The sequence below is a fragment of the Curtobacterium sp. TXMA1 genome, from assembly GCF_020162095.1.
Classification (GTDB): domain Bacteria; phylum Actinomycetota; class Actinomycetes; order Actinomycetales; family Microbacteriaceae; genus Curtobacterium.
The window spans coordinates 986,917-1,008,243 of sequence record NZ_CP083910.1; the positions used below are offsets into that span (position 1 = coordinate 986,917).

22 protein-coding genes and 1 tRNA gene are annotated in these 21,327 nt (G+C 71.5%); 11 read left to right on the plus strand and 12 right to left on the minus strand.

Annotated elements, in window-relative coordinates:
- Nucleotides 1-13: 13 nt before the first annotated feature.
- The 3 genes from orn to LCG91_RS04705 all read right to left on the minus strand — a co-directional run bounded on the left by orn (nt 14) and on the right by LCG91_RS04705 (nt 3,216).
- Complete coding sequence (gene orn / locus LCG91_RS04695) at nt 14-652, minus strand: oligoribonuclease (RefSeq protein WP_058750810.1); 639 nt, start codon at nt 650-652, stop codon at nt 14-16.
- 879 nt (nt 653-1,531) lie between these two features.
- On the minus strand, nt 1,532-2,770 hold the full coding sequence (locus LCG91_RS04700) for an MFS transporter (protein ID WP_224442660.1): 1,239 nt from the start codon (nt 2,768-2,770) through the stop codon (nt 1,532-1,534).
- Nucleotides 2,767-3,216 (minus strand): MarR family winged helix-turn-helix transcriptional regulator, encoded by a 450-nt coding sequence (locus LCG91_RS04705; RefSeq protein WP_224442661.1) that lies wholly within the window; start codon nt 3,214-3,216, stop codon nt 2,767-2,769. Before LCG91_RS04705 ends, LCG91_RS04700 begins: the two co-directional genes overlap by 4 nt.
- Nucleotides 3,217-3,277: 61 nt before the next feature.
- Between LCG91_RS04705 and LCG91_RS04710 the strand changes: the two genes are divergently transcribed.
- Both LCG91_RS04710 and LCG91_RS04715 read left to right on the plus strand, forming a co-directional pair.
- Nucleotides 3,278-3,568 (plus strand): hypothetical protein, encoded by a 291-nt coding sequence (locus tag LCG91_RS04710; protein ID WP_058727624.1) that lies wholly within the window; start codon nt 3,278-3,280, stop codon nt 3,566-3,568.
- Between the two features lie 29 nt (nt 3,569-3,597).
- On the plus strand, nt 3,598-3,858 hold the full coding sequence (locus tag LCG91_RS04715) for a thioredoxin family protein (protein ID WP_224442662.1): 261 nt from the start codon (nt 3,598-3,600) through the stop codon (nt 3,856-3,858).
- Nucleotides 3,859-4,025: 167 nt separating this feature from the next.
- Here LCG91_RS04715 and LCG91_RS04720 read toward each other — a convergent pair whose 3' ends face one another.
- From LCG91_RS04720 to LCG91_RS04730, 3 genes are all read right to left on the minus strand, one after another.
- Nucleotides 4,026-5,564: a DUF6716 putative glycosyltransferase gene (locus tag LCG91_RS04720; protein ID WP_224442663.1), complete on the minus strand. Its 1,539-nt coding sequence runs from the start codon at nt 5,562-5,564 to the stop codon at nt 4,026-4,028.
- A gap of 86 nt (nt 5,565-5,650) precedes the next feature.
- Entirely contained in the window at nt 5,651-6,523 is an 873-nt protein-coding gene (locus tag LCG91_RS04725; protein ID WP_224442664.1) for an N-acetylneuraminate synthase family protein, read from the minus strand.
- Nucleotides 6,520-7,350 carry a cytidylyltransferase domain-containing protein gene (locus LCG91_RS04730; protein ID WP_224442665.1) on the minus strand — a complete coding sequence of 277 codons (831 nt, stop codon included), beginning with the start codon at nt 7,348-7,350 and terminating at the stop codon, nt 6,520-6,522. The genes LCG91_RS04725 and LCG91_RS04730 overlap by 4 nt, the downstream gene beginning before the upstream one ends.
- 394 nt (nt 7,351-7,744) lie before the next feature.
- On the opposite strand from LCG91_RS04730, the gene LCG91_RS04735 reads away from it, so the two are divergent.
- Nucleotides 7,745-7,817: transfer RNA gene (locus tag LCG91_RS04735), tRNA-Arg, on the plus strand.
- A 61-nt stretch (nt 7,818-7,878) separates the two neighbouring features.
- Here the strand turns inward: LCG91_RS04735 and LCG91_RS04740 are convergent.
- On the minus strand, nt 7,879-9,072 hold the full coding sequence (locus LCG91_RS04740; RefSeq protein WP_224442666.1) for a hypothetical protein: 1,194 nt from the start codon (nt 9,070-9,072) through the stop codon (nt 7,879-7,881).
- 196 nt (nt 9,073-9,268) lie between these two features.
- Nucleotides 9,269-9,535, minus strand: a complete 267-nt coding sequence (locus LCG91_RS04745) for a hypothetical protein (RefSeq protein WP_058727618.1) — start codon at nt 9,533-9,535, stop codon at nt 9,269-9,271.
- A 169-nt stretch (nt 9,536-9,704) separates the two neighbouring features.
- On the opposite strand from LCG91_RS04745, the gene msrA reads away from it, so the two are divergent.
- The 5 genes from msrA to LCG91_RS04775 all read left to right on the plus strand — a co-directional run bounded on the left by msrA (nt 9,705) and on the right by LCG91_RS04775 (nt 13,593).
- Complete coding sequence (msrA, locus tag LCG91_RS04750; RefSeq protein ID WP_224442667.1) at nt 9,705-10,232, plus strand: peptide-methionine (S)-S-oxide reductase MsrA; 528 nt, start codon at nt 9,705-9,707, stop codon at nt 10,230-10,232.
- 37 nt (nt 10,233-10,269) lie between these two features.
- Entirely contained in the window at nt 10,270-10,473 is a 204-nt protein-coding gene (locus LCG91_RS04755) for a hypothetical protein (RefSeq protein WP_082687396.1), read from the plus strand.
- Nucleotides 10,474-10,591: 118 nt separating this feature from the next.
- Complete coding sequence (locus tag LCG91_RS04760; RefSeq protein WP_224442668.1) at nt 10,592-11,242, plus strand: single-stranded DNA-binding protein; 651 nt, start codon at nt 10,592-10,594, stop codon at nt 11,240-11,242.
- 179 nt (nt 11,243-11,421) lie between these two features.
- A complete protein-coding gene (gene ettA / locus LCG91_RS04770; RefSeq protein WP_058727615.1) occupies nt 11,422-13,107 on the plus strand; it encodes an energy-dependent translational throttle protein EttA in 1,686 nt (561 codons plus the stop codon).
- Between the two features lie 3 nt (nt 13,108-13,110).
- On the plus strand, nt 13,111-13,593 hold the full coding sequence (locus LCG91_RS04775) for an acyl-CoA thioesterase (protein WP_224442669.1): 483 nt from the start codon (nt 13,111-13,113) through the stop codon (nt 13,591-13,593).
- A 9-nt stretch (nt 13,594-13,602) separates the two neighbouring features.
- On the opposite strand, the gene LCG91_RS04780 is transcribed toward LCG91_RS04775, so the two are convergent.
- A complete protein-coding gene (locus tag LCG91_RS04780; protein ID WP_058748875.1) occupies nt 13,603-14,460 on the minus strand; it encodes an acyl-CoA thioesterase in 858 nt (285 codons plus the stop codon).
- 43 nt (nt 14,461-14,503) lie between these two features.
- On the opposite strand from LCG91_RS04780, the gene LCG91_RS04785 reads away from it, so the two are divergent.
- Together LCG91_RS04785 and LCG91_RS04790 are read left to right on the plus strand one after the other, a co-directional pair.
- Entirely contained in the window at nt 14,504-15,205 is a 702-nt protein-coding gene (locus LCG91_RS04785; RefSeq protein ID WP_224442670.1) for a hypothetical protein, read from the plus strand.
- A gap of 104 nt (nt 15,206-15,309) precedes the next feature.
- Nucleotides 15,310-16,152 (plus strand): NAD-dependent epimerase/dehydratase family protein, encoded by an 843-nt coding sequence (locus LCG91_RS04790; protein WP_224442671.1) that lies wholly within the window; start codon nt 15,310-15,312, stop codon nt 16,150-16,152.
- A gap of 182 nt (nt 16,153-16,334) precedes the next feature.
- Here LCG91_RS04790 and LCG91_RS04795 read toward each other — a convergent pair whose 3' ends face one another.
- From LCG91_RS04795 to pepN, 3 genes are all read right to left on the minus strand, one after another.
- On the minus strand, nt 16,335-16,793 hold the full coding sequence (locus LCG91_RS04795) for a globin (protein WP_411955827.1): 459 nt from the start codon (nt 16,791-16,793) through the stop codon (nt 16,335-16,337).
- Nucleotides 16,790-17,884 (minus strand): mechanosensitive ion channel family protein, encoded by a 1,095-nt coding sequence (locus LCG91_RS04800; RefSeq protein WP_224442672.1) that lies wholly within the window; start codon nt 17,882-17,884, stop codon nt 16,790-16,792. Before LCG91_RS04800 ends, LCG91_RS04795 begins: the two co-directional genes overlap by 4 nt.
- 84 nt (nt 17,885-17,968) lie before the next feature.
- A complete protein-coding gene (pepN, locus tag LCG91_RS04805; protein ID WP_224442673.1) occupies nt 17,969-20,548 on the minus strand; it encodes an aminopeptidase N in 2,580 nt (859 codons plus the stop codon).
- A gap of 205 nt (nt 20,549-20,753) precedes the next feature.
- Here pepN and LCG91_RS04810 point away from each other — a divergent pair, with 205 nt between their 5' ends.
- Nucleotides 20,754-21,314: a disulfide bond formation protein DsbA gene (locus tag LCG91_RS04810; protein WP_263480184.1), complete on the plus strand. Its 561-nt coding sequence runs from the start codon at nt 20,754-20,756 to the stop codon at nt 21,312-21,314.
- Nucleotides 21,315-21,327 lie beyond the last annotated feature (13 nt).

Here is a 21,327-nt window from a genome sequence, read left to right on the forward strand (position 1 = left end):
GCAGCGCCCGTGGCTATTCTGCGGCCGGCTGTGCGAGTCGGGGCTCCCACCGCTCGACGACCTCGGCCGCGACGGCGCGGACGTCCTCGGTGGTCGGGCCGGGCTCTGCGACGAAGCCCGCGCGACGGTAGTACTCGAGCTCACGGATCGACTCGAGGATGTCCGCGAGGGCGCGGTGGCCGCCGTGCTTCTCCGGCGCGTTGAAGTACACGCGCGGGAACCAGCGACGGCAGAGCTCCTTGATGCTCGACACGTCCACGCTGCGGTAGTGCAGGTGCCCGTCCACGCGGGGCATGTACTTCGACAGGAACGCGCGGTCCGTCCCGATCGTGTTGCCCGCCAGCGGAGCGCTGCCCTCGGCCGGGACGTGCTGGAGGATGTACTCGAGCACCTGGTACTCGGCGTCCGCCAGGGAGACGCCGTGCGGGATCTCCTCGAGCAGGCCTGACGTCGTGTGCATGTTCGTCACGAACTCGTTCATGTTGTCGAGCGCGGACTGGTCCGGCTTGATCACGATGTCGAAGCCCGGGTGCACGGGGACGAGGTCGAAGTCGGTGATGACGACGGCCACCTCGACGAGCTCGTCGACCCCGAGGTCGAGGCCCGTCATCTCGCAGTCGATCCAGACGAGGCGGTCGTTCGCAGTTGCCATGCCCCCGATCCTATTCCGGCCCGGTGACGCTCCCGCCCCTCCGTGTGCGGCTGTGGAGGGGCGAGATGGGACGGGAGTGCTGTCCGCCCGGCGGCCGTGAGTGGGCGGAACATGCAAGCGAGCGCCGCAGAGGTGCCCGGTTCCGCCCGTTCGCGACCACACTCGTCCAGCGGGGGTGATCCGTGCCTCCAGACCGGTCCGATCCGGTCCGGTCCTGCGAGCGGAAGGAACGAGCGCGCGCCGTGAGCGGGCGGAACCTGCGAGCGTGAGCCGCAGAGGGGTCCGGTTCCGCCCGTTCGCGACCGGGCTCGCGCAGCGGGGGTGATCCGTGCCTCCAAGCAGTTCCGGTCCGGGCGGTCCGCTCCGGGCCGCGAGCGGGCGGAACAGGTTCGGACAGGACGTCCCGAGTGCGGGATCCGCCCGCTCGCCGTCGCGGGCGTCCCGCGCGCAGCCCCGATCCCGCCGTCGGCGCTCCACTCGGACTGGAGGCCCGCCAACGGTCCGGCGGTCCTCCCGCGACGCCCTCGGGCTGGTCGAGTGGGCGGAACCGGTCGCGCGGGCCGCCGCACCCTTCCGATTCCGCCCGCTCGCCCACACGCGCCGTGCCGTCCCGTCCCGTCCCGTCCCGGGGAATCCGCACGCTCGCCGGCACGTGCCCGACCGGTGCTCCTCGTGCCGACTCAGCCCCTACGCCGGCCCAGCCCAGCCGAGCCCAGCCCAGCGCCAGCCCAGCCCGGACACGGCCCCAGCGCCGGGCCCGCGCTCGCCCACCCCGCCGGACGGATTCCGATCCGCCCGCCACACACGACGAACGGGCGGGAACCACGACCGGACCGGAGTCCGTCCGCAGTTCCCGCCCAGAGCGAGAGCGGGGAGCGCTCAGACCATCTCGCCCGCCGAGATCGCCTCGGCCTCGACGCGCTCCGGCTCCGCGCCGTCGTCGACCCGCCGCAGCACCTTCGTGGTCAGCACCACGACCACGAACGCGATCGCCACGGACACGCCGGCGAACACGTACGCCGCCGAAGGTGAGAACGCGTCCGCCAGCAGCGTCGCCACGGGCGGAGCGATCGCACCACCGATGAAGCGCACCGCCGAGTAAGCGCTGGACGCGACCGAGCGGGGGAGGTCGGTGGCCTCCATGACGCACTCGGTGAGCACCGTGTTGAGGACACCGAGCACGAGTCCACCGATGACCACGCAGATGATCAGCCCGACCTGCGAGGTCACGACGACCGCCGCGGCGAACAGGTCGAGGGCGAGCAGCGGCAGCGCGATCTTCAGGACGGTCGTGCGGCGCAGCCGTGCGGTGAGCATCGGTGCCACCCACACCGAGGTGACGGCGAGGCCGACACCCCAGCCGAAGAACGTGAACCCGATGCCGAGCGCGCCGAAGCCGAGCGGGAACGGCGTGTAGGCGAGGAGCACGAAGAAGCCGATGTTGTAGAACAGCGCGGTCACCGCGAGGGCGGCGAGTGCCGGCCGTCCGAGTGCGCGGAAGGGCGCCGAGAGCGTGGTCGGCGTCGGCTTCTCGAGTCCCGAGGACTTGAGCAGCGTGACGACGGCGATGAACGCGATGGCCATCAGCGTCGTGACGCCGAAGAACGGACCCCGCCAGCTCACCGACCCGAGCAGGCCGCCGACGAGCGGACCCACGGCGATGCCCAGGCCGAGCGCGGCCTCGTACAGGATGATCGCCGAGGCCGTTCCGCCCGATGCTGCACCGACGATGGTCGCGAGCGCGGTGGAGATGAAGAGCGCGTTGCCCAGGCCCCATCCGGCGCGGAAGCCGATGATGTTCCAGACGCTGCCCGAGGTCGCCGCGAGCACGGAGAACACGACGATGAGCGCGAGCCCGATGAGCAGCGTGTTCTTCGCGCCGATGCGGCTCGACACCCAGCTGGTGAAGAACATCGCGACGCCGGTGACGGCGAGGTAGCTCGTGAAGAGCAGCTCGGTCTGCGCTGCCGTCGCCTTGAGTGAGCTGGCGATGGCGGGGAGGATCGGGTCGACGAGGCCGATGCCCATGAAGGCGACGACGCAGGCGAACGCGATCGCCCAGACCGCGGACGACTGCTTGAGGATGCTGCCGGACGCAGCGGGTGCGTGGGCGTTCACGCGGGGATCTCCGTTCTGGTGGGGTTCGTGCTGGTGCGCGAGGCGATGATGGCGGCGGCGTGACGCAGGACGTCCCAGTCGTCGTCGTCGAGGTCGGCGAAGACCGCCCCGACCGAGTCGGCGATGGTCGCGCGCCAGGTGAGGAGCCGCTCGCGCCCGGTGTCGGTGAGCTCGATGAGCTGGCCGCGGGAGTCGTCGGGGTCGACGGTGCGCGAGAGCAGTCCGTCGGCGAGCATCCCGGAGACGATCCGGGTCATGGTGGGCTGCGCCACGCGTGACGCGGCTGCGAGTTCCCCGAGCCGCAGCGGCTGCTCGGTCTCGAGGATGCCGAGCGTGCGCCAGACCGCGGCCGAGGTCGCGTCGCCGGAGGCCCGTGCCGCAGCGCGGACCAGTCGGTTGACGGAGACGACGAGCGTCTCCAGCGTCTGCGCCCGTGTTGGTTCCATAGCTGAACTATATAGCGGTGCTATGCATCCGTCAACAGGGCGCCCCTGGTACAAGGGACGCATGAGCGACATCACCATCCACGAGGGCGACGAGTACACCGCGATCTTCCACGGCGGTCCCTTCGACGGCACGACCGACACCCGCACCGCCACGAGCGACGCGGTCGACGACGAGGTCACGGTGTACGCGGACGTCGAGGGGCTGCAGACGGCCTTCACCTACAAGGCCACGAAGACCCGGCAGGTGCTCGACCAGACCTCCGTCGAGTACGAGTACGACGCCGCGGACTCCGACCCGGTCGACGACCTGCAGGAGCGCGGCGACCGCAGCGGCGAGTTCGACCGGGAGTAGACCCCGCGCCGCGCACGTTGCACCGTCCCGTGCAGCTCGATCTCTGGACCTCCGCCTTCTGCGCCCCGTGTGCAGCCGCCCGCCGCGTGACCGGTGAGGCAGCGGCGCTCGTCCCCGGGCTCCGGGTCACGGAGCGCGACGTCGCGGCTGACCCCGACACCGCAGAGGACCTCGGCATCCGCTCGACCCCCACGATCATCGTGCGGCGCGACGACGGTGCCGAGGTCTTCCGTTCGCCGGGCGTCCCGTCGCGGGACCAGCTGCTGGTGGCGGTCGCGAAGGCGCTCTGACCCGGACTGGAGGCGCGGCCCCCTCCGCCCCGCCCGTCGCGCTGGTGCCGTCGCCGGCCGGGAGGCGCCGGGCGCGTCCGCCGCGGCGCTCGCCCGTGTGCTCGCCCGGGTGCTCGCTGCACAGCCGGTGCCTCGGCGTCTTCGTGGTGCTGGGCGCGAGGCGCGCGTCACTCCCGGTGGGACGGCCCGGCCGGCACTTCGTCGCGCTGCGACCGCGGCGGCCCGACGACCGCCGTCGACACCGGTGCCGGCCGGACCAGTCCGCGCAGCCGCCGGACGACGCGCTTCACCGCCCGCACCGGGGTCCCGAGGCCGAGCGCGACCACGCCGAGCACGGAACGATCGTCCGACCCGAGGGCGTTCTTGCGCTCCCAGGCCCGACGGAGCGCCCCACCCCGGCTCCGCCGAGCGGCCGGTCGGTCCACGAGCGTCCCGTCGTCCCGGGCGCGCATGAGCGATTCCGCCCGGTCGGCCCAGTCGTCGTCGGTGAGCGGGTGGAAGTGGTTGTCGTGTCGCCACTCGGGTCGGACGGTGCCGAAGCGCCCCGCCACGAGGTCGTCGGCGTCGCCCTCGAGGCCGCTGTCCACGAAGACCTCGTTGATGAGCATCCTCGAGACGCCGAAATCCGTCAGGGTGAGCGCCGGCACGCCGCGGGCCACGGCCTCGAGCACTGCGGTCGAGCTCACCGTGACCAGGGCGACCGCACGGTCGAGGTGCTGCGCCATCGGCCCGCTCGCGACCACGAGGTTCGGCGGAGCGTCGGCGGGGAGCAGCGCCGGGTACGGGTACTGCTCGCGGTGGGTCTGGTGTTCGCCCGACGCCGCCCGGACCTTCACGACCACGCGCCACTCCGGGTGCCGCAGCGCCGTCTCCACGAGCCAGCCGACGACCCGACGTCGGTCGTGCTCGTCCGCGGGGACGCTCGGCTGCGCGGCGAAGACCACCGCGTCCCGCGCGCCGTCCGTGTCGTGGGCCGTCCCGTCACCCGCTGCGACGTCGGCCGCTGCCCCGTCGCCCGGACCGGCACCCGTCGAGCGGGCGAACGGGAGCGTCGCGAGCGCGAAGTGGGGTTCGGTTCCGCCCGCTCGCGCGAGGTCGCGGTAGGCACGTACCTCGCGGTGGCTGTGCAGCACGAAGAGGTCGGCCCGGGCGCGGAAGAACACGCCCTTCCACTTCGCCGGGAACGAGATCCCCGGCAGCCCGGTCAACAGCACCGGCCGGCGCCGTACCCGTCGGTGCACCTCGTCGATCACGAGTTCGGCGACCGGCCCGATGCACGCCACGAGGACGGCGTCCGGCGGGTCGTCCCGAAGCAGTCGGACGATCGCGTCGACCGGCACCGGCTCGGGAGGTCGTGCGGCGAGGTGTCGCAGCCGCGCATCGAGCCCACGGAAGGCCGCCGTCAGCTGCGTGCGGCTCGCGGACCGCGGAGTCGCCACGACGAGGAGTTCGAGGCGCCAGTGCGCCGGAGCCGTGGCGAGCAGGTGCGCACCCCACTTCGCGAAGGAGTCCGTGTCGACCAGGCCGACCACGCGACGGGCGCGGGGCGGCGGGTCGGACGGGAGGCGCGCCTCCCGTCCGACCGTCGACCCGCGACGACCGGTCCCCGCCGGTTCCGCCCGCTCGTCGGTCCGGTCCGCTCGCGTGGGTGCGCTCTCCGCCGGTTCCGCTCGCTCGCCGATCTGGTCCGCTCGCGTGGGTGTCATCCCCGCCGCTTCCGTCCGCTCGTCGGTTCCGTCCGGTCGCGTGGGTGCGGCCTCCGCCGCTTCCGCCCGCTCGTGCACGCGACGAGTCAGGCGCCGACGCGGCGGAGCTTCGCCATCGGGGCCTGCTCGCCGGGGAAGATCCGCTTGATCCCGTCGCCCAGCGCGGTCTCGATGACACGCACGTCCCGGGCCAGGGTCTGCAGTCCGTGCGGCTCGAGGGAGGCCGCGTGGTCCGACCCCCACATGGTGCGGTCGAGGGTGATGTGCCGCTCGACGGCCGAGGCGCCGAGGGCGACCGCGGCGAGCGAGATCTGCAGACCCGGCTCGTGCCCGGAGTAGCCGACCGGCACACCGGCGTAGCGCAGGGCGAGGGTGTCGATCATGCGGAGGTTGGCCTCCTCTGTGGGCATCGGGTAGGTCGACGTGGCGTGCATGAGGACGAGTCGGGCCGTTCCGAGGGTCTCGACCGCGCGGTCGATCTGCTCCAGCGTGGACATCCCGGTCGACAGGATCACCGGCTTGCCGGTCGCCGCGACGGCGCGAAGGAGGCCGATGTCGGTGACCGACGCCGAGGCGATCTTGTACGCGACGACGTTGAGGTCCTCGAGGAAGTCGACGCTCGGCTCGTCCCACGGCGACGCGAACCAGTCGAGGCCGCGGAGCGTGGCGTGGTCGCCGATCTCGATGTACTGCTCGCGGTCGAACTCGACGCGGTACCGGTACTCCAGGTAGGTCATCTCGCCCCAGGGGGTGCTCCGCGGGGTGGCCTTCATGTGCTCCGGCGTGGCGATCTCCGGCGTGCGCTTCTGGAACTTCACCGCCTGCAGGCCGGCGTCGGCGGCGACGTCGATGAGTCGCTTCGCGATGTCGACGTCACCGTTGTGGTTGAGCCCGATCTCGCCGATCAGGTAGGCGGGGTTGCCGGCGCCGATGGTCGACGTGCCGATGGTGACGGTCATGGTGCTCCGTTCGGTGCGTGTGCGGTCGTGCGCTGGGATGCAAGCGTGGGTGTCGGCTCGTGCTCGTGCTCGTGCTCGTGCTCGTGCTCGTGCTCGTGCTCGTGCGCGCGGGTCGCGTCGCGCTCGGTCGCGAGGGCGTCGGCGAGTTCGAGGTCGTGGAGGTCGTCGATGTCGATCGCCGTCCGTGGGTCGACGACGGCGAGCTCCACCCGGCCGTGGAAGCGGTGACCGTGTGCGCGCAGGGCCGCAGCACGGAGGACGTAGAAGGCGCCCGTCTCGCGGTACTCCGGCTCGCGGTCCTGGCGGCGCGGTCGGGTGGCGGCGTCGTGGTTCACGGCGTGCGCGCCGCCGTCCGGAGCGGTGCGCCAGAGGAAGGCGTGCGACGGGGTGGCCGCGAACACCACGTCCGCGGCGCCGTTCTGCACACGTCGGACCGCGTGGTCGAGGTCGACGGGGTCGATGAACGGGGAGGTCGCCTGCAGGAACACCACGACCTCGGGAGCCCGGCCGTCCGCGGTCATGGCGTCGAGCACGTGCAGGAGCGCGGACTCCGAGGAGGCCTCGTCGCCGGCGAGCTCAGGCGGACGCCGGACGACGAGTGCGCCGGCGTCGCGGGCCGCGTCGGCGATGGCGTCACCGTCGGTCGAGACCACCACGGCGTCGATCGTCGGGGTCGCGCGGGCGGCATCCACCGCGCGCCGGACCAGCGAGCGACCGCCGACGGTGCGGAGGTTCTTCCCCGGGATGCCCTTCGACCCCGCGCGGGCCGGGACGATCGCCACGACGGGGCCGGGTCCTGGTCCTGGTCCTGCTCCGCGGGAGTGCATGTCCCGGACCGTACGGAGGAGCGGTGACCCTGAGACGAACGACAGGGAGACGGGCGCCGAACGCTGTGCGACCCGACCACCCGACCCGACCCGACCCGACCGGACGCGAGCGGGAGAACGTCGCTCCGCGAGCGGGCGTTCCCTGCTGCCCTGCCGGTCGGGCGCTGCCGGTTCCGCCCGCTCGGGCAGGCTCGACCCCGTCTACCCCGGCGCGCGTCCGCACGCGCGAGGTCGGGGACACCCGAGCGGGCGTTCTCTGCTGCCCTGCCGGTCGGGCGCTGCCGGTTCCGCCCGCTCGGGCAGGCTGTGCGACCTGCTGCTCGCCGGTCGTCCTCGGTGCCGACGGCCCGGTGCAGCGCCTCGCCGACCGACGGCGGTAGAATCGTCGCCGCTCGCCTCCGTAGCTCAGTGGATAGAGCAGGTGGTTTCTACCCTCCGTGTCGCGGGTTCGATTCCTGCCGGGGGCACACACGACGAGAGGCCGCCATCCCCGGGATGGCGGCCTCTGGTGGTCGGGTCGTCGGACGGTCAATCGTCGTCGGATGCCCGACGTCGGAGCTCACTCGCGCTGATCGGCTGCGTGTAGGGCGAGGCGTCCTCGTGCCCGTCCTCGTCCTCGTCCGTTCGCGCGCCCGCCGACGTCGTCGACGCCGGTGAACGGTCGAGCCCGCTCGCCGAAGCGGAGGCACGGTTCACGTGCGCGTCGGCGGAGGTCGGGCTCGCGACGCCCGGCGCTGCAGCCGGTCGGTCGTCGGATCGCTCTCCCTGGTCACGGTCGGTCGGGTCGACCTCGCCGGGGTCGGAGGCGTCCACGCCGCGTGTGCCGAGGTCGTTCCGGGAGGTCGACACCGTGCCGGTGCCCGGGCGTCCGGACGCGATCGGCGAGCCCAGCTGCGGGCGCACGGGCGTGCCGTCGAGCGGCACGGTCTCACGGTCGCCGTAGGGCCGCGTGCGGTTGTCGGACGAACCACGCACGTCGTCGATCGGGGTGGTGGCGTCCTGATCGGTCGTCGAGACCGTGGCCGCGCCCGACGACCACGGTGCCGGACTCCCCGGCGCCGAGCTCCCGGGAGCCGCGGCTCCGGCGGGAGCGCCGGACTGCTGCGGTGCCGGGCGGAGCGAGGTCGTGGTCGGCGTCGCGCGTGACGGCGTGGCGTCGGTCGCCCGCTGCTGCTGACCGGCGTTCCAGTCCTGCTGGCGGGCGATGAGCTCGGCGTCCGGATCCGGCGAGTCGAACTTCCACCGCTCGAGGTCGGCCTTGAACAGCTTCTTGGCGCGACCGGGTCGGGCGTTCCACTCGAGCAGCCGGTCGCGGAGCTCGGCGAGGGACTGGTCCGCCTGCGACGTGAAGGTGGAGGAGTTCCGCTTGATGTCGGCGATCTCGTGCTGCACCCAGTCGGCGGCCAGCGGGGCACCGCTCACCGGCAGGAGGCGCAGTCGGACGTCGGCGTCCTCGGCGAGGTGATCGGCGTAGGCACGTTCCTCGTGTCCGAGCGCTCCCCAGCGCGAGGCCTTGCGCGCCGCGCTGACCACGCCCGCGACCGCCGAGTTGCGGCTCTCTCGATCGTGGAGCGCGACGACGCGCTTCGCTGCCGCACGCCCGATGAGCGCGGCGATCACTCCGGCGACGACGATCGCGACGAAGGGGATGATCGCGCCGGACAGCACGCGCCAGCCCTCGTCGGATGCGCTCCAGTCGGTCAGGTCGTTCCACCAGTCCATGGGCGAACCCTACGCAGCGCTCGGCCCGGATCCGCGGAGGCCGATCGGCGTTCCGTCGAGCCGTGTCCGCCGGACGGTCCGGCGAGCCGCTCCAGTGGTCTCCGACGGGTCCGTCTCCGGCGGGGGACCTCGCCGGGCCGGACGCCGGCGGGTCAGACCTGGCCTGGTCGGACTCCGGCCGGCAGACCCCGGCGGGTCAGCCCCAGCGGAGGCAGTCGACAGCGTCGTCGGCGGACCAGACGTTCGGCAGCTCGACGAACCGACGCTCCGTCGCGACGTACCGACGCGCGCGGTACGCCGTGCCGCCGGCGACGTCCACCCGGTCGACGTACCCGACGATCTCGCCGTTGGCGCGGGTGACCCGGCTCAGATCGTCCCGCACGTCGAGCACGCGGAGGTCCCCTCGGCTGCGTGCCACCGGCGTGGAACGGATCCGGAACGCTGGTGCGGTGCTCGTCTGCACGGGTGCCTCCTGCTGGTCTGTCGTGGTCTCGTTGCCTCGACGGTACGACCGACCACCGACAGGGCAGGAGGGTGCTGGACCGTCCGGGGACGGACGACGTGGACACGTTCCTGTGCAGGAGTCGTACCCCGCCGGCGCGTCCGGAGCGACGGAGGGTACGGTGTCGCGCATGACGACCTTCGTGCTCGCCGGCGGATGCTTCTGGTGCCTCGACGCCGTGTACCGGACCCTGCAGGGCGTGCAGGACGTGGTCTCCGGGTACACCGGCGGCGCGACGGACGATCCGACGTACGAGGCCGTGTGCACCGGGACGACCGGTCACGCCGAGGCGGTCGCGGTGACCTTCTACGAGTCGGTCATCCCCGCCGACGTCGTGCTCGACGTCTTCTTCACGCTCCACGACCCGCGGCAGCTGAACCGTCAGGGCGCGGACGTCGGCACCCAGTACCGCTCGGCGATGTTCCCGGCGGACGACGAGCAGCGAGTCCTGTTCGAGCGGGCTGTCCAGCGCGCCACGGACATCTGGGACGGCGGCATCGTGACGACGATCGAGCCGCTCGGTACGTTCTTCCGTGCGGAGGAGTACCACCAGGACTTCTTCGCCAAGAACCCCGGACAGGGCTACTGCCTCGCGGTCGCGCTGCCCAAGGTGAACAAGGTCCGCAGGGCCTACAGTCAGTACATCCTGGCGTCCTGAGACGCGGGCGCCGGGGCCACGAGGAGGTGGTCGAACGATGATGGACAACACCGGGACCTGGGTGGCCGTCGGTCCGGCGGGCGCGGTCGGCAGCATCCGCCGCGCACCGGACGGGTTCCAGGTCGAGCTCTACGGTCGGCGCGGCAGGGGCGGGACGTACCCGTCCCTCGAGTCCGCGAAGGGCGCGGTGCACGCGGCCCTCGGACCCCTCGCGGATCGTCCCGAGTTCCGCGCGCACTGATCGGGTCGGACGGGAGGCTCGGGGGACTCTTCCTCCACAACCCACCTGGACGAGACGGCGAGTCACAGATCGAGCCCCGGGCCGCGTCCGCGTCCCGGGGCTCGCGCACGATCGAGTCATGAACGACACGATCACCGTCTGCGGCATCGTCGCGACCGAACCCCGGCACCTCGTCACCGACACCGGCATCGCCATCTCGAGCCTGCGCCTGGCGTCCCCCTCGCGACGATGGGAGCGCAGTACCTCGTCCTGGACCAACGGCCCGACCAACTGGTACACCGTCACCGCGTTCCGCTCCCTCGCCGCCAACGTCCACAAGTCCCTGAAGAAGGGTGACCGGATCGTCGTGACGGGGCGCGTGCGGATCCGGGCGTGGGAGCGCGACGGACGGGGTGGCACCTCCGTCGAGATCGACGCCGACGGCATCGGGCACGACCTCGCATGGGGCATCAGCAACTGGATCCGTGTCCCGCGGCACGTCGGCGACTCGAACGCTGGTCCCGGGGTCCCGCCGGGGGTGCCGACGGTGAACCCGGACACGGGAGAGGTCACGGGAACGCTCCCGGAGGACGACCACCTGGCGACCGTCCCCGGAACGGACGGCGATGACGCGGTGCCCGGTCCTGCCGACGGCTCGGCGCTGCCGCTCGACAGGGTGGAGCACGACGGCGTGGAACCACGCGACGCGCCAGCGGGTGACGGGGACGACGCGGCCGCCACCGCGCTGCGGGAGTCCTTCCCCGGCGAGGGACCGCGTGCCGTCGCGTGAGCGGACCGCCGCAGGACCGGTCGCACGACGGGATCGGGTGCTCCCGGCTCCGGCCCCGGCTCCGGCTCCGGCCCCGGCCTCGTCTCCGGCTCCGGCTCCGGCCCCGAGCTCCACCCGGACCGTCCGGTGGCGGCGCAGGGGCAGCGGTGGCACGCGGGGGTCAGTAGACTTGCGCCGATATGGCTGAGTACATCTACCAGATGGTCCGCGCCCGCAAGACGGTCGGCGACAAGCTGATCCTCGACGACGTCACGATGTCGTTCCTCCCCGGTGCCAAGATCGGCGTCGTCGGGCCGAACGGTGCGGGCAAGTCGACGATCCTGAAGATCATGGCGGGTCTCGACCAGCCGTCCAACGGCGAGGCGAAGCTGACCCCCGGCTTCTCCGTCGGCATCCTCATGCAGGAGCCCGAGCTCGACGAGTCCAAGACCGTGCTCGAGAACGTCCAGATGGGCGTCGGCGCGATCAAGGGCAAGCTCGACCGCTTCAACGAGATCTCCGCGCTGATGGCCGAGCCGGACGCCGACTTCGACGCGCTCCTCGCCGAGATGGGCACCCTGCAGGAGGAGATCGACGCTGCCGACGCGTGGGACCTCGACTCCCAGCTCGAGCAGGCCATGGACGCACTGCAGTGCCCGCCGGCGGACGCGCAGATCGCCAACCTCTCGGGTGGTGAGAAGCGCCGTGTCGCGCTCTGCAAGCTGCTCCTCGAGAAGCCCGACCTGCTCCTCCTCGACGAGCCGACCAACCACCTCGACGCCGAGTCCGTGCTCTGGCTCGAGCAGCACCTGTCGAAGTACCCCGGCGCCGTGCTCGCCGTCACCCACGACCGGTACTTCCTCGACCACGTCGCGCAGTGGATCGCCGAGGTCGACCGCGGCCGTCTCTACCCGTACGAGGGCAACTACTCGACCTACCTCGAGAAGAAGCGCGAGCGACTCGAGGTCCAGGGGAAGAAGGACGCAAAGCTCGCGAAGCGTCTGTCCAGCGAGCTCGAGTGGGTCCGGAGCAACTCGAAGGGTCGCCAGGCGAAGTCGAAGGCGCGTCTGGCCCGCTACGAGGAGATGGCTGCCGAGGCCGAGCGCACGCGGAAGCTCGACTTCGAGGAGATCGTGATCCCGGTCGGCCCGCGTCTGGGCTCCCAGGTGATCGACGCCGAGAAGCTCCGCAAGCAGTTCGGCGAGCGCGTCATCATCGACGGCCTGTCCTTCACCCTGCCGCGCAACGGCATCGTCGGGGTCATCGGCCCGAACGGCGTCGGCAAGACCACGCTGTTCAAGACCATCGTCGGTCTCGAGCCGCTCGACGGCGGGCAGCTGAAGGTCGGCGAGACGGTCGACATCTCGTACGTCGACCAGAGCCGTGGCGGCATCGACCCGAACAAGAACCTCTGGGAGGTCGTCTCCGACGGCCTGGACTTCATCCAGGTCGGCAAGACCGAGATCCCGTCCCGCGCCTACGTGTCGCAGTTCGGCTTCAAGGGACCGGACCAGCAGAAGAAGGCCGGCGTGCTCTCCGGCGGCGAGCGCAACCGCCTGAACCTCGCGCTCACGCTCAAGCAGGGCGGCAACCTGCTGCTGCTCGACGAGCCCACGAACGACCTCGACGTCGAGACGCTGGGCAGCCTCGAGAACGCCCTGCTCGAGTTCCCCGGCTGCGCCGTCGTGATCACCCACGACCGCTGGTTCCTCGACCGGATCGCGACGCACATCCTCGCGTGGGAGGGCCTGAACGAGGACGGCACCCCGAACTGGTACTGGTTCGAGGGCAACTTCGAGGCCTACGAGGAGAACAAGCTCGTTCGCCTCGGCCCGGACGCGAACAAGCCTGGGCGCTCGACGTACCGCAAGCTCACGCGCGACTGACCCGTGACGAGGCTGCACGTCCCCGTCCGCATCCGGTGGAGCGACATCGACGCGTACGGCCACGTCAACAACTCCGCGATGCTGCGTCTCCTGGAGGAGGCGCGCATCGCGGGGTTCTGGGGCAACGACCCCGCCGACGTCGCACCCGAGGACGACCTGCCGGACCCGATCATCGACGGCCGCCCCGGTTCGGGCACGATGACGGTGATCGCCGCGCAGCGTCTCGAGTACCTCGCGTCGATCCCGTACCTCCGGCGACCGCTCGACGTGCAGATGTGGATCGGGCGCATCGGTGGCGCGAGCATCGACGTGTCCTACGAGATCTGGTCGCCGGCGGGTGTCGAGCCGCAGGTGCTCTACACCCGCGCGACGACCGCCCTGGTGATGGTGGACGCGGCCACGAACCGTCCCCGGCGCCTGTCCGAGGGCGAGCGCGCCGCCTGTGGGCCGTTCGTCGAACCCGCGGTGCAGTTCTCCCGCCCGTAGCGCGGAGCGTCAGCGCGGGACGCGCATCATGCCCTCCTGCGCGACCGATGCCAGCAGACGGCCGTCGCGGGAGAACATCCGGCCGAACGCGAGTCCTCGGCCGCCCTGCGCGCTCGGCGACTCCTGCGTGTAGAGCACCCAGTCGTCCGCGCGACCGTCGCGGTGCCACCACATCGCGTGGTCGAGGCTCGCGCTCTTCACACCCGGCGTCCCCCAGGCGACACCGTGCCGACGCATGATCGGCTCGAGGATCGACAGGTCGCTCGCGTACCCGAGCACGGCGCGGTGGAGCGCTGCGTCCTCCGGCAGGTCGCCGTCGACGCGGAACCACACGGCCTGGTGCGGGACCCGCTCGCCCTGCACGTCGACGAACACCGGACCCTCGACGTGCCGCAGGTCGATCGACCGCTCGGCCCAGGCCTGCGCCACGGGGTGGTCGATCCGCGACAGGATCGACGCGGCCGAGGGCAGCGACTCCGGCTCCGGGGTGTCGACGGGGAACGAGTCCTGGTGCTCGAGTCCGTCGTCCGGCCGCTGGAAGGACGCGATCATCGAGAAGATCGGGACACCGCGCTGGTAGGCCTGGACGCGCCGCGTGGCGAAGGACCGTCCGTCGTGGATGCGCTCGGCGGCGAACGTGATCGGCACGTCGATGTCGCCGGGCCGGAGGAAGTACCCGTGCATCGAGTGGATCACGCGGTCCTCGATGGTGTGCTGCGCGGCGACGATGCACTGCGCGAGCACCTGCCCGCCGAAGACCCGTCCACCGGGAGACCAGTGGCTCGCGCCGGTGAGGATCGTCTCGCCCGTGCTCGCGCCGGTGTCCTGCAGGCGGAGGGTGCTGAGGAAGTCGGGTTCGCCGTTCACCCCCGCAGTCTACGAACCCGCCACCGGTAGGATCGGTGTCGACATGGGCACCACGTTCACGCTTCCCGACGCCGCCTCGCTCGGCGACCTCCGCACCTACCTCGGACGCGCTGCCCGGATCGAGGACGGCTCCGTGCGGCTCATCGCCGACTCGGGCGTCCTGGCGGTCTACACGGCGATCCTGTACCCGATCGGACTGCTCGACGAACTCCCGACGGTGCTCGGTCTGCGCACCTTCTCGCTCACCGAGCCGGCGACGATCGACGCGGTCGTGCCGCTCGCGTCGCTGCAGGAGCGACTGCGCGTGCTTTCCGAGGAGCACGACGCCGCCGGGGCCGATGGCGCCGATCCGACGCGGCCGACCCCGATCGAGGTCGAGCTCCCGCACGAGGTCAACACCGTCACGTGGGCCGCGATCTCGCCGCCGCGCGGTGGCTGGGTACCGCTGCCAGACGTCTCCCCGGAGCTGCTCCGCCGCGCCGCACGGGACGGCATCGCCGAGGTCGCGGACGCCGTCCCGTCGAACGCCGGCGAGGCGATCGTCCGTCGCATCCGCGCCGAGGTCTGGGGCCGACCCGTCCCCGGGATCGAGCACGTCCCGGCTGCTGCCGGGTTCGCGGGGGAGAGCCTCGGGTTCCTCGGGCACGACCCGGTACGGCTGTTCGAGACGGGTCCGTGGAGCCGGTTGACGTCGTCGCGCGGGCACATCCTGGTGAAGCGGCGCAGCTGGAACCTCGACCGGTAGCTCCGGCACGGTCCGTCCCTGCACGGCGGGCCAGGTCAACGCCGTCGTCCACAGGCCCTGAGGATGCGCACCCGGCACCGTGACCGGCGTGGTTGGGTTGCACCATGAACGTCTTCCTCACCGGCGCATCCGGGTACATCGGGTCCTCAGTCCTCCGCGCACTCGTCGCCCACGGGCACCGGGTGACGGCGGTCGTCCGTTCCGACCAGAAGGCCGAGGCGGTGCGCGACGCCGGGGGAGACGCGATCGTCGGCGAGCTGACCGACACGGACCTCGTCCGACGCCTGGCCCACGAGAGCGATGCCGTCGTGCACACCGCCTCGGCCGAGTCCGTCGACCCGGACTTCACGGCGACGGTCACACAGGCCTTCTCCGAGACCCCGAAGCCGTTCGTGCACACCGGCGGCATCTTCACGTTCGGAGACTCGACCGACATCTCTGAGCAGTCGCCCGTCTCCCCGCCGGAACTCACCGCGTGGCGCGCCCCGATCGAGGCGCGGGTCCGCGCGAGTGCGGCCCGGACCACCATCGTCGCCCCGGGCATCGTGTACGGCCGCGGCGCGGGCATCCCGACGATGTTCGTCGGGGACGGCGAGCACGAGGTCCGGCTGGTCGGGGACGGATCGCAGCGGTGGACGACGGTGCACGTCGACGACCTGGCCGAGCTGTACGTCCTCGCCCTGCAGCGCGGCGAGCAGGACGGCTACGTCGTCGCTGCGACCGGCGACAACCCCACTGTCCGCGAGATCGCCGAGGCGGGCGCCCACGGGTCGCCCGTCGTCGCAGAGAGCGTCGACGACAGTCGCGAGCGGCTCGGCCGCGCCTTCGCGGACGCGTTGTTGCTGCACCAGGAGGCGTCCGGCGCGCACGCACGCGCCGCCTTCGGCTGGGAACCGACCCGGCCGTCCCTGGTCGAGGACCTGGCGGCTGGTTCACCCGTCGAGTAGTCCGGCGAGCGGCGAGCGGTGAGCGGTGAGCGGCAGGCGGTAGGCGGCAGGCGGCGGGCGACGGACGGCGGGCGCCGGGCGACGGACGACGGACGACGAACGACGGACGACGAACGACGGACGGCAGGCGACGAACGGAGGACGGGAGGCGCGAGGCGGTTGCGCCACGCGCCTCCCGTCCGTCAGTCGAACGTGTTCGTCATCGCGTGGGCCGCTCGGTCGAGGTACGCCCAGAGCTCGGCCTCGTCGAGGGGCGCCAGGTCCAGGGACTCGACGGCCTCGTGCATGTGGTGCAGCCAGCGCTCCCGGGCCTCGGACGTGATCCGGAACGGGTTGTGGCGCATGCGCAGGCGGGGGTGCCCACGCTCCTCGCTGTAGGTGCCCGGGCCGCCCCAGTACTGCTGCAGGAACGCCGACAGCCGCCAGATCGCACCCTCGAGGTCGTCCGCCGGGTACATCGGCCAGATCACCTCGTCCTGCTGCACACCCTCGTAGAAGCGGCGGACGAGCCGGTCGAAGGTCGGTGCCCCGCCGATCCGCTCGTACAGCGACCCGGTGGCAGCGGCGCCGCCGACACCCACTCGGAGCGTGATCGGCTGCGCGGGCACGGCGCCGCGTGACGGAGGGGTGGTGTCGCTCACTGGTGGTCCTTCCCGGGCTGCTGCCCGCGGTCCTCGTCGCGCCCCGGGTCGTCCGTCCGGATCGCCCGTCCGAACAGGTTCCCACGCTTCCCGCCGCGGGACTTCGTGGGCGCCGGGGTCGGCTGCGTCCGCACGGTGCGGAGGCCGTTGATCGACGTGGCGTTCTCCCACCCCTCGGGCATGATCATCGCCATCGCGGGCAGCGTGACCCCGAGCTCGTCGACGGCACGCTTCAGCCGCACCCGCATCTCCCGTCCGACGACGTCGAGCTCCGAGGCCCGGGTCTTCACCACCAGGCGGAACACCATCCCCGTGTCGGTGATGGACTGCAGGCCCCAGATCTCCGGCTTCTCGACGATCCGCTGACGCCAGCGAGGCTCCTGCGACATCGTGACGGCGGCACGGAGCAGGGCATCCTGCACAGCGTCGATGTCCGTGTCGTAGGGCACGGTGATGTCGACGAGGACACGCGACCAGCCCTGCGAAAGGTTGCCGACGCGCAGGATCTGCCCGTTCGGCACGAACCAGAGGATGCCGTTCACGTCGCGGATCTGCATGACGCGCAGACCGACGTTCTCGACGACGCCCGTGGCCGGCCCGGTGTCGACGACGTCACCGACGCCCGCCTGGTCCTCGAGGATCATGAAGACGCCGGAGAGCAGGTCCTTCACGATGCTCTGCGCACCGACGGCGAGACCCGCGGCGACGACCGAGGCACCGCCGACGATGCCGACCGCGGCCGTCGGGAACGACGTGGAGATGATGACGGCGAGCGCGATGATCGCGACCACCACCGTCGCCAGGTTCTCGAGCACACTGCCGAGCGTCCGGGTCCGCTGCACCACGCGGGCGGTCTGCACGGGTGAGGCGATGAGCGCCTGGGTGTCGTCGACGTTCTGTCGACGCTTCGCGCCGGTCACCACCTGGTCGACGACACCCTTGATCACCCTGCGCAGGATCAGCCGCAGGATGATCGCGGCGATGATCGTGATGACGATCGTGATCGGGATGTGCCAGGTGTCGACGAACTGGGTGAATGCGTTCGACGCCCACTTCGAGACGTCGTCGGTCGTGTTCGCAGCCAGGTACATGATCCGAACGATGCTAGAGGGCGGGGCCTCGGTGACCCTTGAGGATCACCGAGGCCCCGCCCCTGCGTGGTCGTCCGACCGGTGTCAGGCGTCGGCCGCCTGGACCCGCAGCGCGCGCTCGGTGCCCGCGAGGTTCTCGGTGACGATGCGACGGAGCGCGGGCGTCTCCGGGTGCGCCTCGAGCCACGCGTTCGCGGCGTCGCGCAGCGCGACCGACGCGAGCGGCGCCGGGTAGAGGCCGCTGACGATCGTGTCGGCGATGTGGTAGCTCCGCTCGGCCCAGATGCGCGTCAGCACGTCGAAGTACTTCGACACGAGCCCCTCGAGCACCACCGGGCTGTTGGTGTGCTGGAACCCGACGGTGGTCTGCCGGACGATGGCATTGGGCGCCTCGGACGAGTCGACGAGCGACGAGAACGCCGCGAGCTTGCCCTCGGCGGTCGGGATCGTCGCGCGCGCACGAGCGGCGGCCTGTTCCCCGGAGGCGGTCTTGTCGGCCGCGAGCTCGGCGTCCACCTCGGCGTCACCGGCGGCACCGGCGAGCACGAGGCCCTCGAGCAGCTCCCAGCGCAGGTCGGTGTCGATCTCCAGGCCCTGCAGCGTGACGGAACCGTCGCGCAGGCCGTGCAGCGTCGCCACGTGCTCCGGCGTCGACGCGATCTGCGCGAAGAACTTCACGAACTGGAACTGGGCGTCGGATCCGGCCTCGGCCGAGGACGCCAGCTGCCAGAGGGTGTCGCCGACGGTGCGGACCGTGGCGTCGACCTTCGCCGGCGCGACGTAGCTGCGCGCGGTCAGGAGGAGCTGCGACAGCGTCGTGCGGATCGTCGTCGACTCGGTCTCGGTCGCGATGTTGCCGAGCACCAGGCGGACGTAGTCGCTCGCGGGCGACTCGGCGTCGCGCGTGGCGTCCCACATCGCACCCCAGACGATCGAGCGGGCCAGCGGGTTCGCGATCGCGGCGAGGTGCTCGATCGCGGTGCGCCGGGACTGCTCGTCGAGCCGGATCTTGGCGTACGCCAGGTCGTCGTCGTTGAGGAGGACGAGGTCGCCGCGGTGCACGCCGACGAGCTCGGGGACCTCGGTGCGGGCGCCGTCGACGTCGATCTCGACGCGGTGCGTGCGCTCGAGCTTGCCGCCGGCCGACGCGGTGTCCGCGCCGAACGGCGCAGACTCGTCCGTCGTGAACCCGTAGACGCCGATCGCCAGGCGGTGCGGGCGGAGCGTCGGGTGGTCGGCGGGGGCCTCCTGCAGCACGGCGAACGAGGTGATCACACCGGACTCGTCGACCTCGATCTCGGGACGCAGCGTGTTCACGCCGGCGGTCTCGAGCCACAGCCCCGACCACTCGGACAGGTCGCGGCCGCTGGTCGCCTCGAGCTCGACGAGCAGGTCGCGGAGCTCGGTGTTGCCGTGGTGGTGCTTCTTGAAGTACTGCGAGACGCCCGCGAAGAACGCGTCGATGCCGACCCACGCCACGAGCTGCTTCAGGACGGAGCCGCCCTTGGCGTAGGTGATGCCGTCGAAGTTGACCTGGACGTCCTCGAGGTCGTTGATCGTCGCGACGATCGGGTGCGTCGAGGGGAGCTGGTCCTGGCGGTAGGCCCAGGACTTCTCCATCGCCTGGAACGTGGTCCAGGCCTCGGTCCACTCGGTGGCCTCGGCCGTGGCGATGGTCGACGCCCACTCGGCGAACGACTCGTTCAGCCACAGGTCGTTCCACCACTTCATGGTGACGAGGTCGCCGAACCACATGTGCGCGAGCTCGTGCAGGATCGTGACGACCCGGCGTTCCTTGATCGCGTCGGTGACCTTGGACCGGAACACGTAGGTCTCGGTGAAGGTCACGCAGCCCGCGTTCTCCATCGCGCCGGCGTTGAACTCCGGCACGAAGAGCTGGTCGTACTTCTCGAACGGGTACGGGACGTCGAACTTCTCCTCGTAGTAGGCGAAGCCCTTCTTCGTCGTCTCGAACACGTACTCGGGGTCGAGGTACTCGGCGAGCGAGCGGCGCGCGAACACACCGAGCGGGATGGTCCGACCGTCGCGGCTCGTGAGCTCGTCGCGCACGACCTCGTACGGGCCGGCGACGAGCGCGGTGATGTAGCTCGAGATCTTCGCGGTCGGGCTGAACGACCACGTCGCGACCTCGCCGTCGACGTGCGGCTCGGGGGTCGGGGAGTTCGAGACGACCTGCCAGCGCGACGGCGCGGTGACCGTGAACGTGAACTCGGCCTTGAGGTCGGGCTGCTCGAACACCGCGAACATGCGCCGCGAGTCCGGGACCTCGAACTGGGAGTACAGGTAGACCTCGTCGTCGACGGGGTCGACGAAGCGGTGCAGGCCCTCGCCCGTGTTGGTGTACATCGCGTCGGCGACCACGACGAGCTCGTTCTGCTCCTGCAGGTCGTCGAGCTGGATCCGCACGCCGTCGTTCACGGCCGCGACGTCGAGTGCCGTGCCGTTCAGCGTGATCGAGTGCACGGTCTTCGTGATCGCGTCGATGAAGGTCGAGGCACCCTGCGTCGCGGAGAACCGGACGCGCGTGGTGCTGCCGAAGGTCTCGGCACCGCGGGTCAGGTCCAGCTCGACGTCGTACGTCTGCACGTCGACGATCGCGGCACGTTCCTGGGCTTCGGTTCTGGTGAGGTTCTCTCCGGGCACGGACGCTCCAACTTCGCTTGCGGCGCGGACGATCGATGTCCGCGGTGAGGGGGTTCCCGGCAGGCGTCGTGCGCCGTCGGGACGATGGGATCAGCCTAGCGAGCGCGCGTACGCTCGCATCGTGACCGAGACTGCTGTGGACAACACCGAGACCGCCCGTACCGCCGTGGAGTTCTGGTTCGACCCGAACTGCCCGTGGGCCTGGATGACCAGCCGCTGGGTCGGCGAGGTCGAGCGGCAGCGCCCGATCGACGTGACCTGGCGGGTGATGAGCCTGTTCGTCCTCAACGAGGACCAGGACATCCCGGAGGAGTACCGGGAGCGCATCCACAAGGGGCAGGTCTACCCGCGCATCGTGACCGCCGCGCTGCTCCGCCACGGTCAGGAGATCGTCAAGCCGCTGTACGACGCGCTCGGCGAGCACGTCCACCACCGCCAGGAGTCCGACCCCGACCAGGTCGTCCCCGCCGTGCTCCGCGAGCTCGACCTCGACGAGGACCTGCTCGAGTACGCCTGGACCGACGAGGTCGACCAGGCCGTCCGCGCGAGCCACCAGGACGGCATCGACCGCGTCGGGCAGGACGTCGGCACGCCGGTCATCGCGGTCGAGGGCACCGCGTTCTTCGGCCCCGTGATCTCCCCGGCCCCGAAGGGCCAGGAGGCGCTCGACCTGTGGGACGGCGTCGTCGCGGTCGCGAAGGTCCCCGGCTTCTTCGAGCTCAAGCGCTCGCGCACGGTCGGCCCGATCTTCGACACGGTCGCGTAGCCCGGCAAGCGTC

Coding starts and splice junctions, on each gene's coding strand:
- orn (WP_058750810.1), bottom strand. CDS start 652: ATGGCAACTGCGAACGACCGCCTCGTCTGGATCGACTGCGAGATGACG.
- LCG91_RS04705 (WP_224442661.1), bottom strand. CDS start 3,216: ATGGAACCAACACGGGCGCAGACGCTGGAGACGCTCGTCGTCTCCGTC.
- LCG91_RS04710 (WP_058727624.1), top strand. CDS start 3,278: ATGAGCGACATCACCATCCACGAGGGCGACGAGTACACCGCGATCTTC.
- LCG91_RS04720 (WP_224442663.1), bottom strand. CDS start 5,564: ATGACACCCACGCGAGCGGACCAGATCGGCGAGCGAGCGGAACCGGCG.
- LCG91_RS04725 (WP_224442664.1), bottom strand. CDS start 6,523: ATGACCGTCACCATCGGCACGTCGACCATCGGCGCCGGCAACCCCGCC.
- LCG91_RS04730 (WP_224442665.1), bottom strand. CDS start 7,350: ATGCACTCCCGCGGAGCAGGACCAGGACCAGGACCCGGCCCCGTCGTG.
- LCG91_RS04740 (WP_224442666.1), bottom strand. CDS start 9,072: ATGGACTGGTGGAACGACCTGACCGACTGGAGCGCATCCGACGAGGGC.
- msrA (WP_224442667.1), top strand. CDS start 9,705: ATGACGACCTTCGTGCTCGCCGGCGGATGCTTCTGGTGCCTCGACGCC.
- LCG91_RS04755 (WP_082687396.1), top strand. CDS start 10,270: ATGATGGACAACACCGGGACCTGGGTGGCCGTCGGTCCGGCGGGCGCG.
- LCG91_RS04760 (WP_224442668.1), top strand. CDS start 10,592: ATGAACGACACGATCACCGTCTGCGGCATCGTCGCGACCGAACCCCGG.
- ettA (WP_058727615.1), top strand. CDS start 11,422: ATGGCTGAGTACATCTACCAGATGGTCCGCGCCCGCAAGACGGTCGGC.
- LCG91_RS04785 (WP_224442670.1), top strand. CDS start 14,504: ATGGGCACCACGTTCACGCTTCCCGACGCCGCCTCGCTCGGCGACCTC.
- LCG91_RS04790 (WP_224442671.1), top strand. CDS start 15,310: ATGAACGTCTTCCTCACCGGCGCATCCGGGTACATCGGGTCCTCAGTC.
- LCG91_RS04800 (WP_224442672.1), bottom strand. CDS start 17,884: ATGTACCTGGCTGCGAACACGACCGACGACGTCTCGAAGTGGGCGTCG.
- LCG91_RS04810 (WP_263480184.1), top strand. CDS start 20,754: ATGACCAGCCGCTGGGTCGGCGAGGTCGAGCGGCAGCGCCCGATCGAC.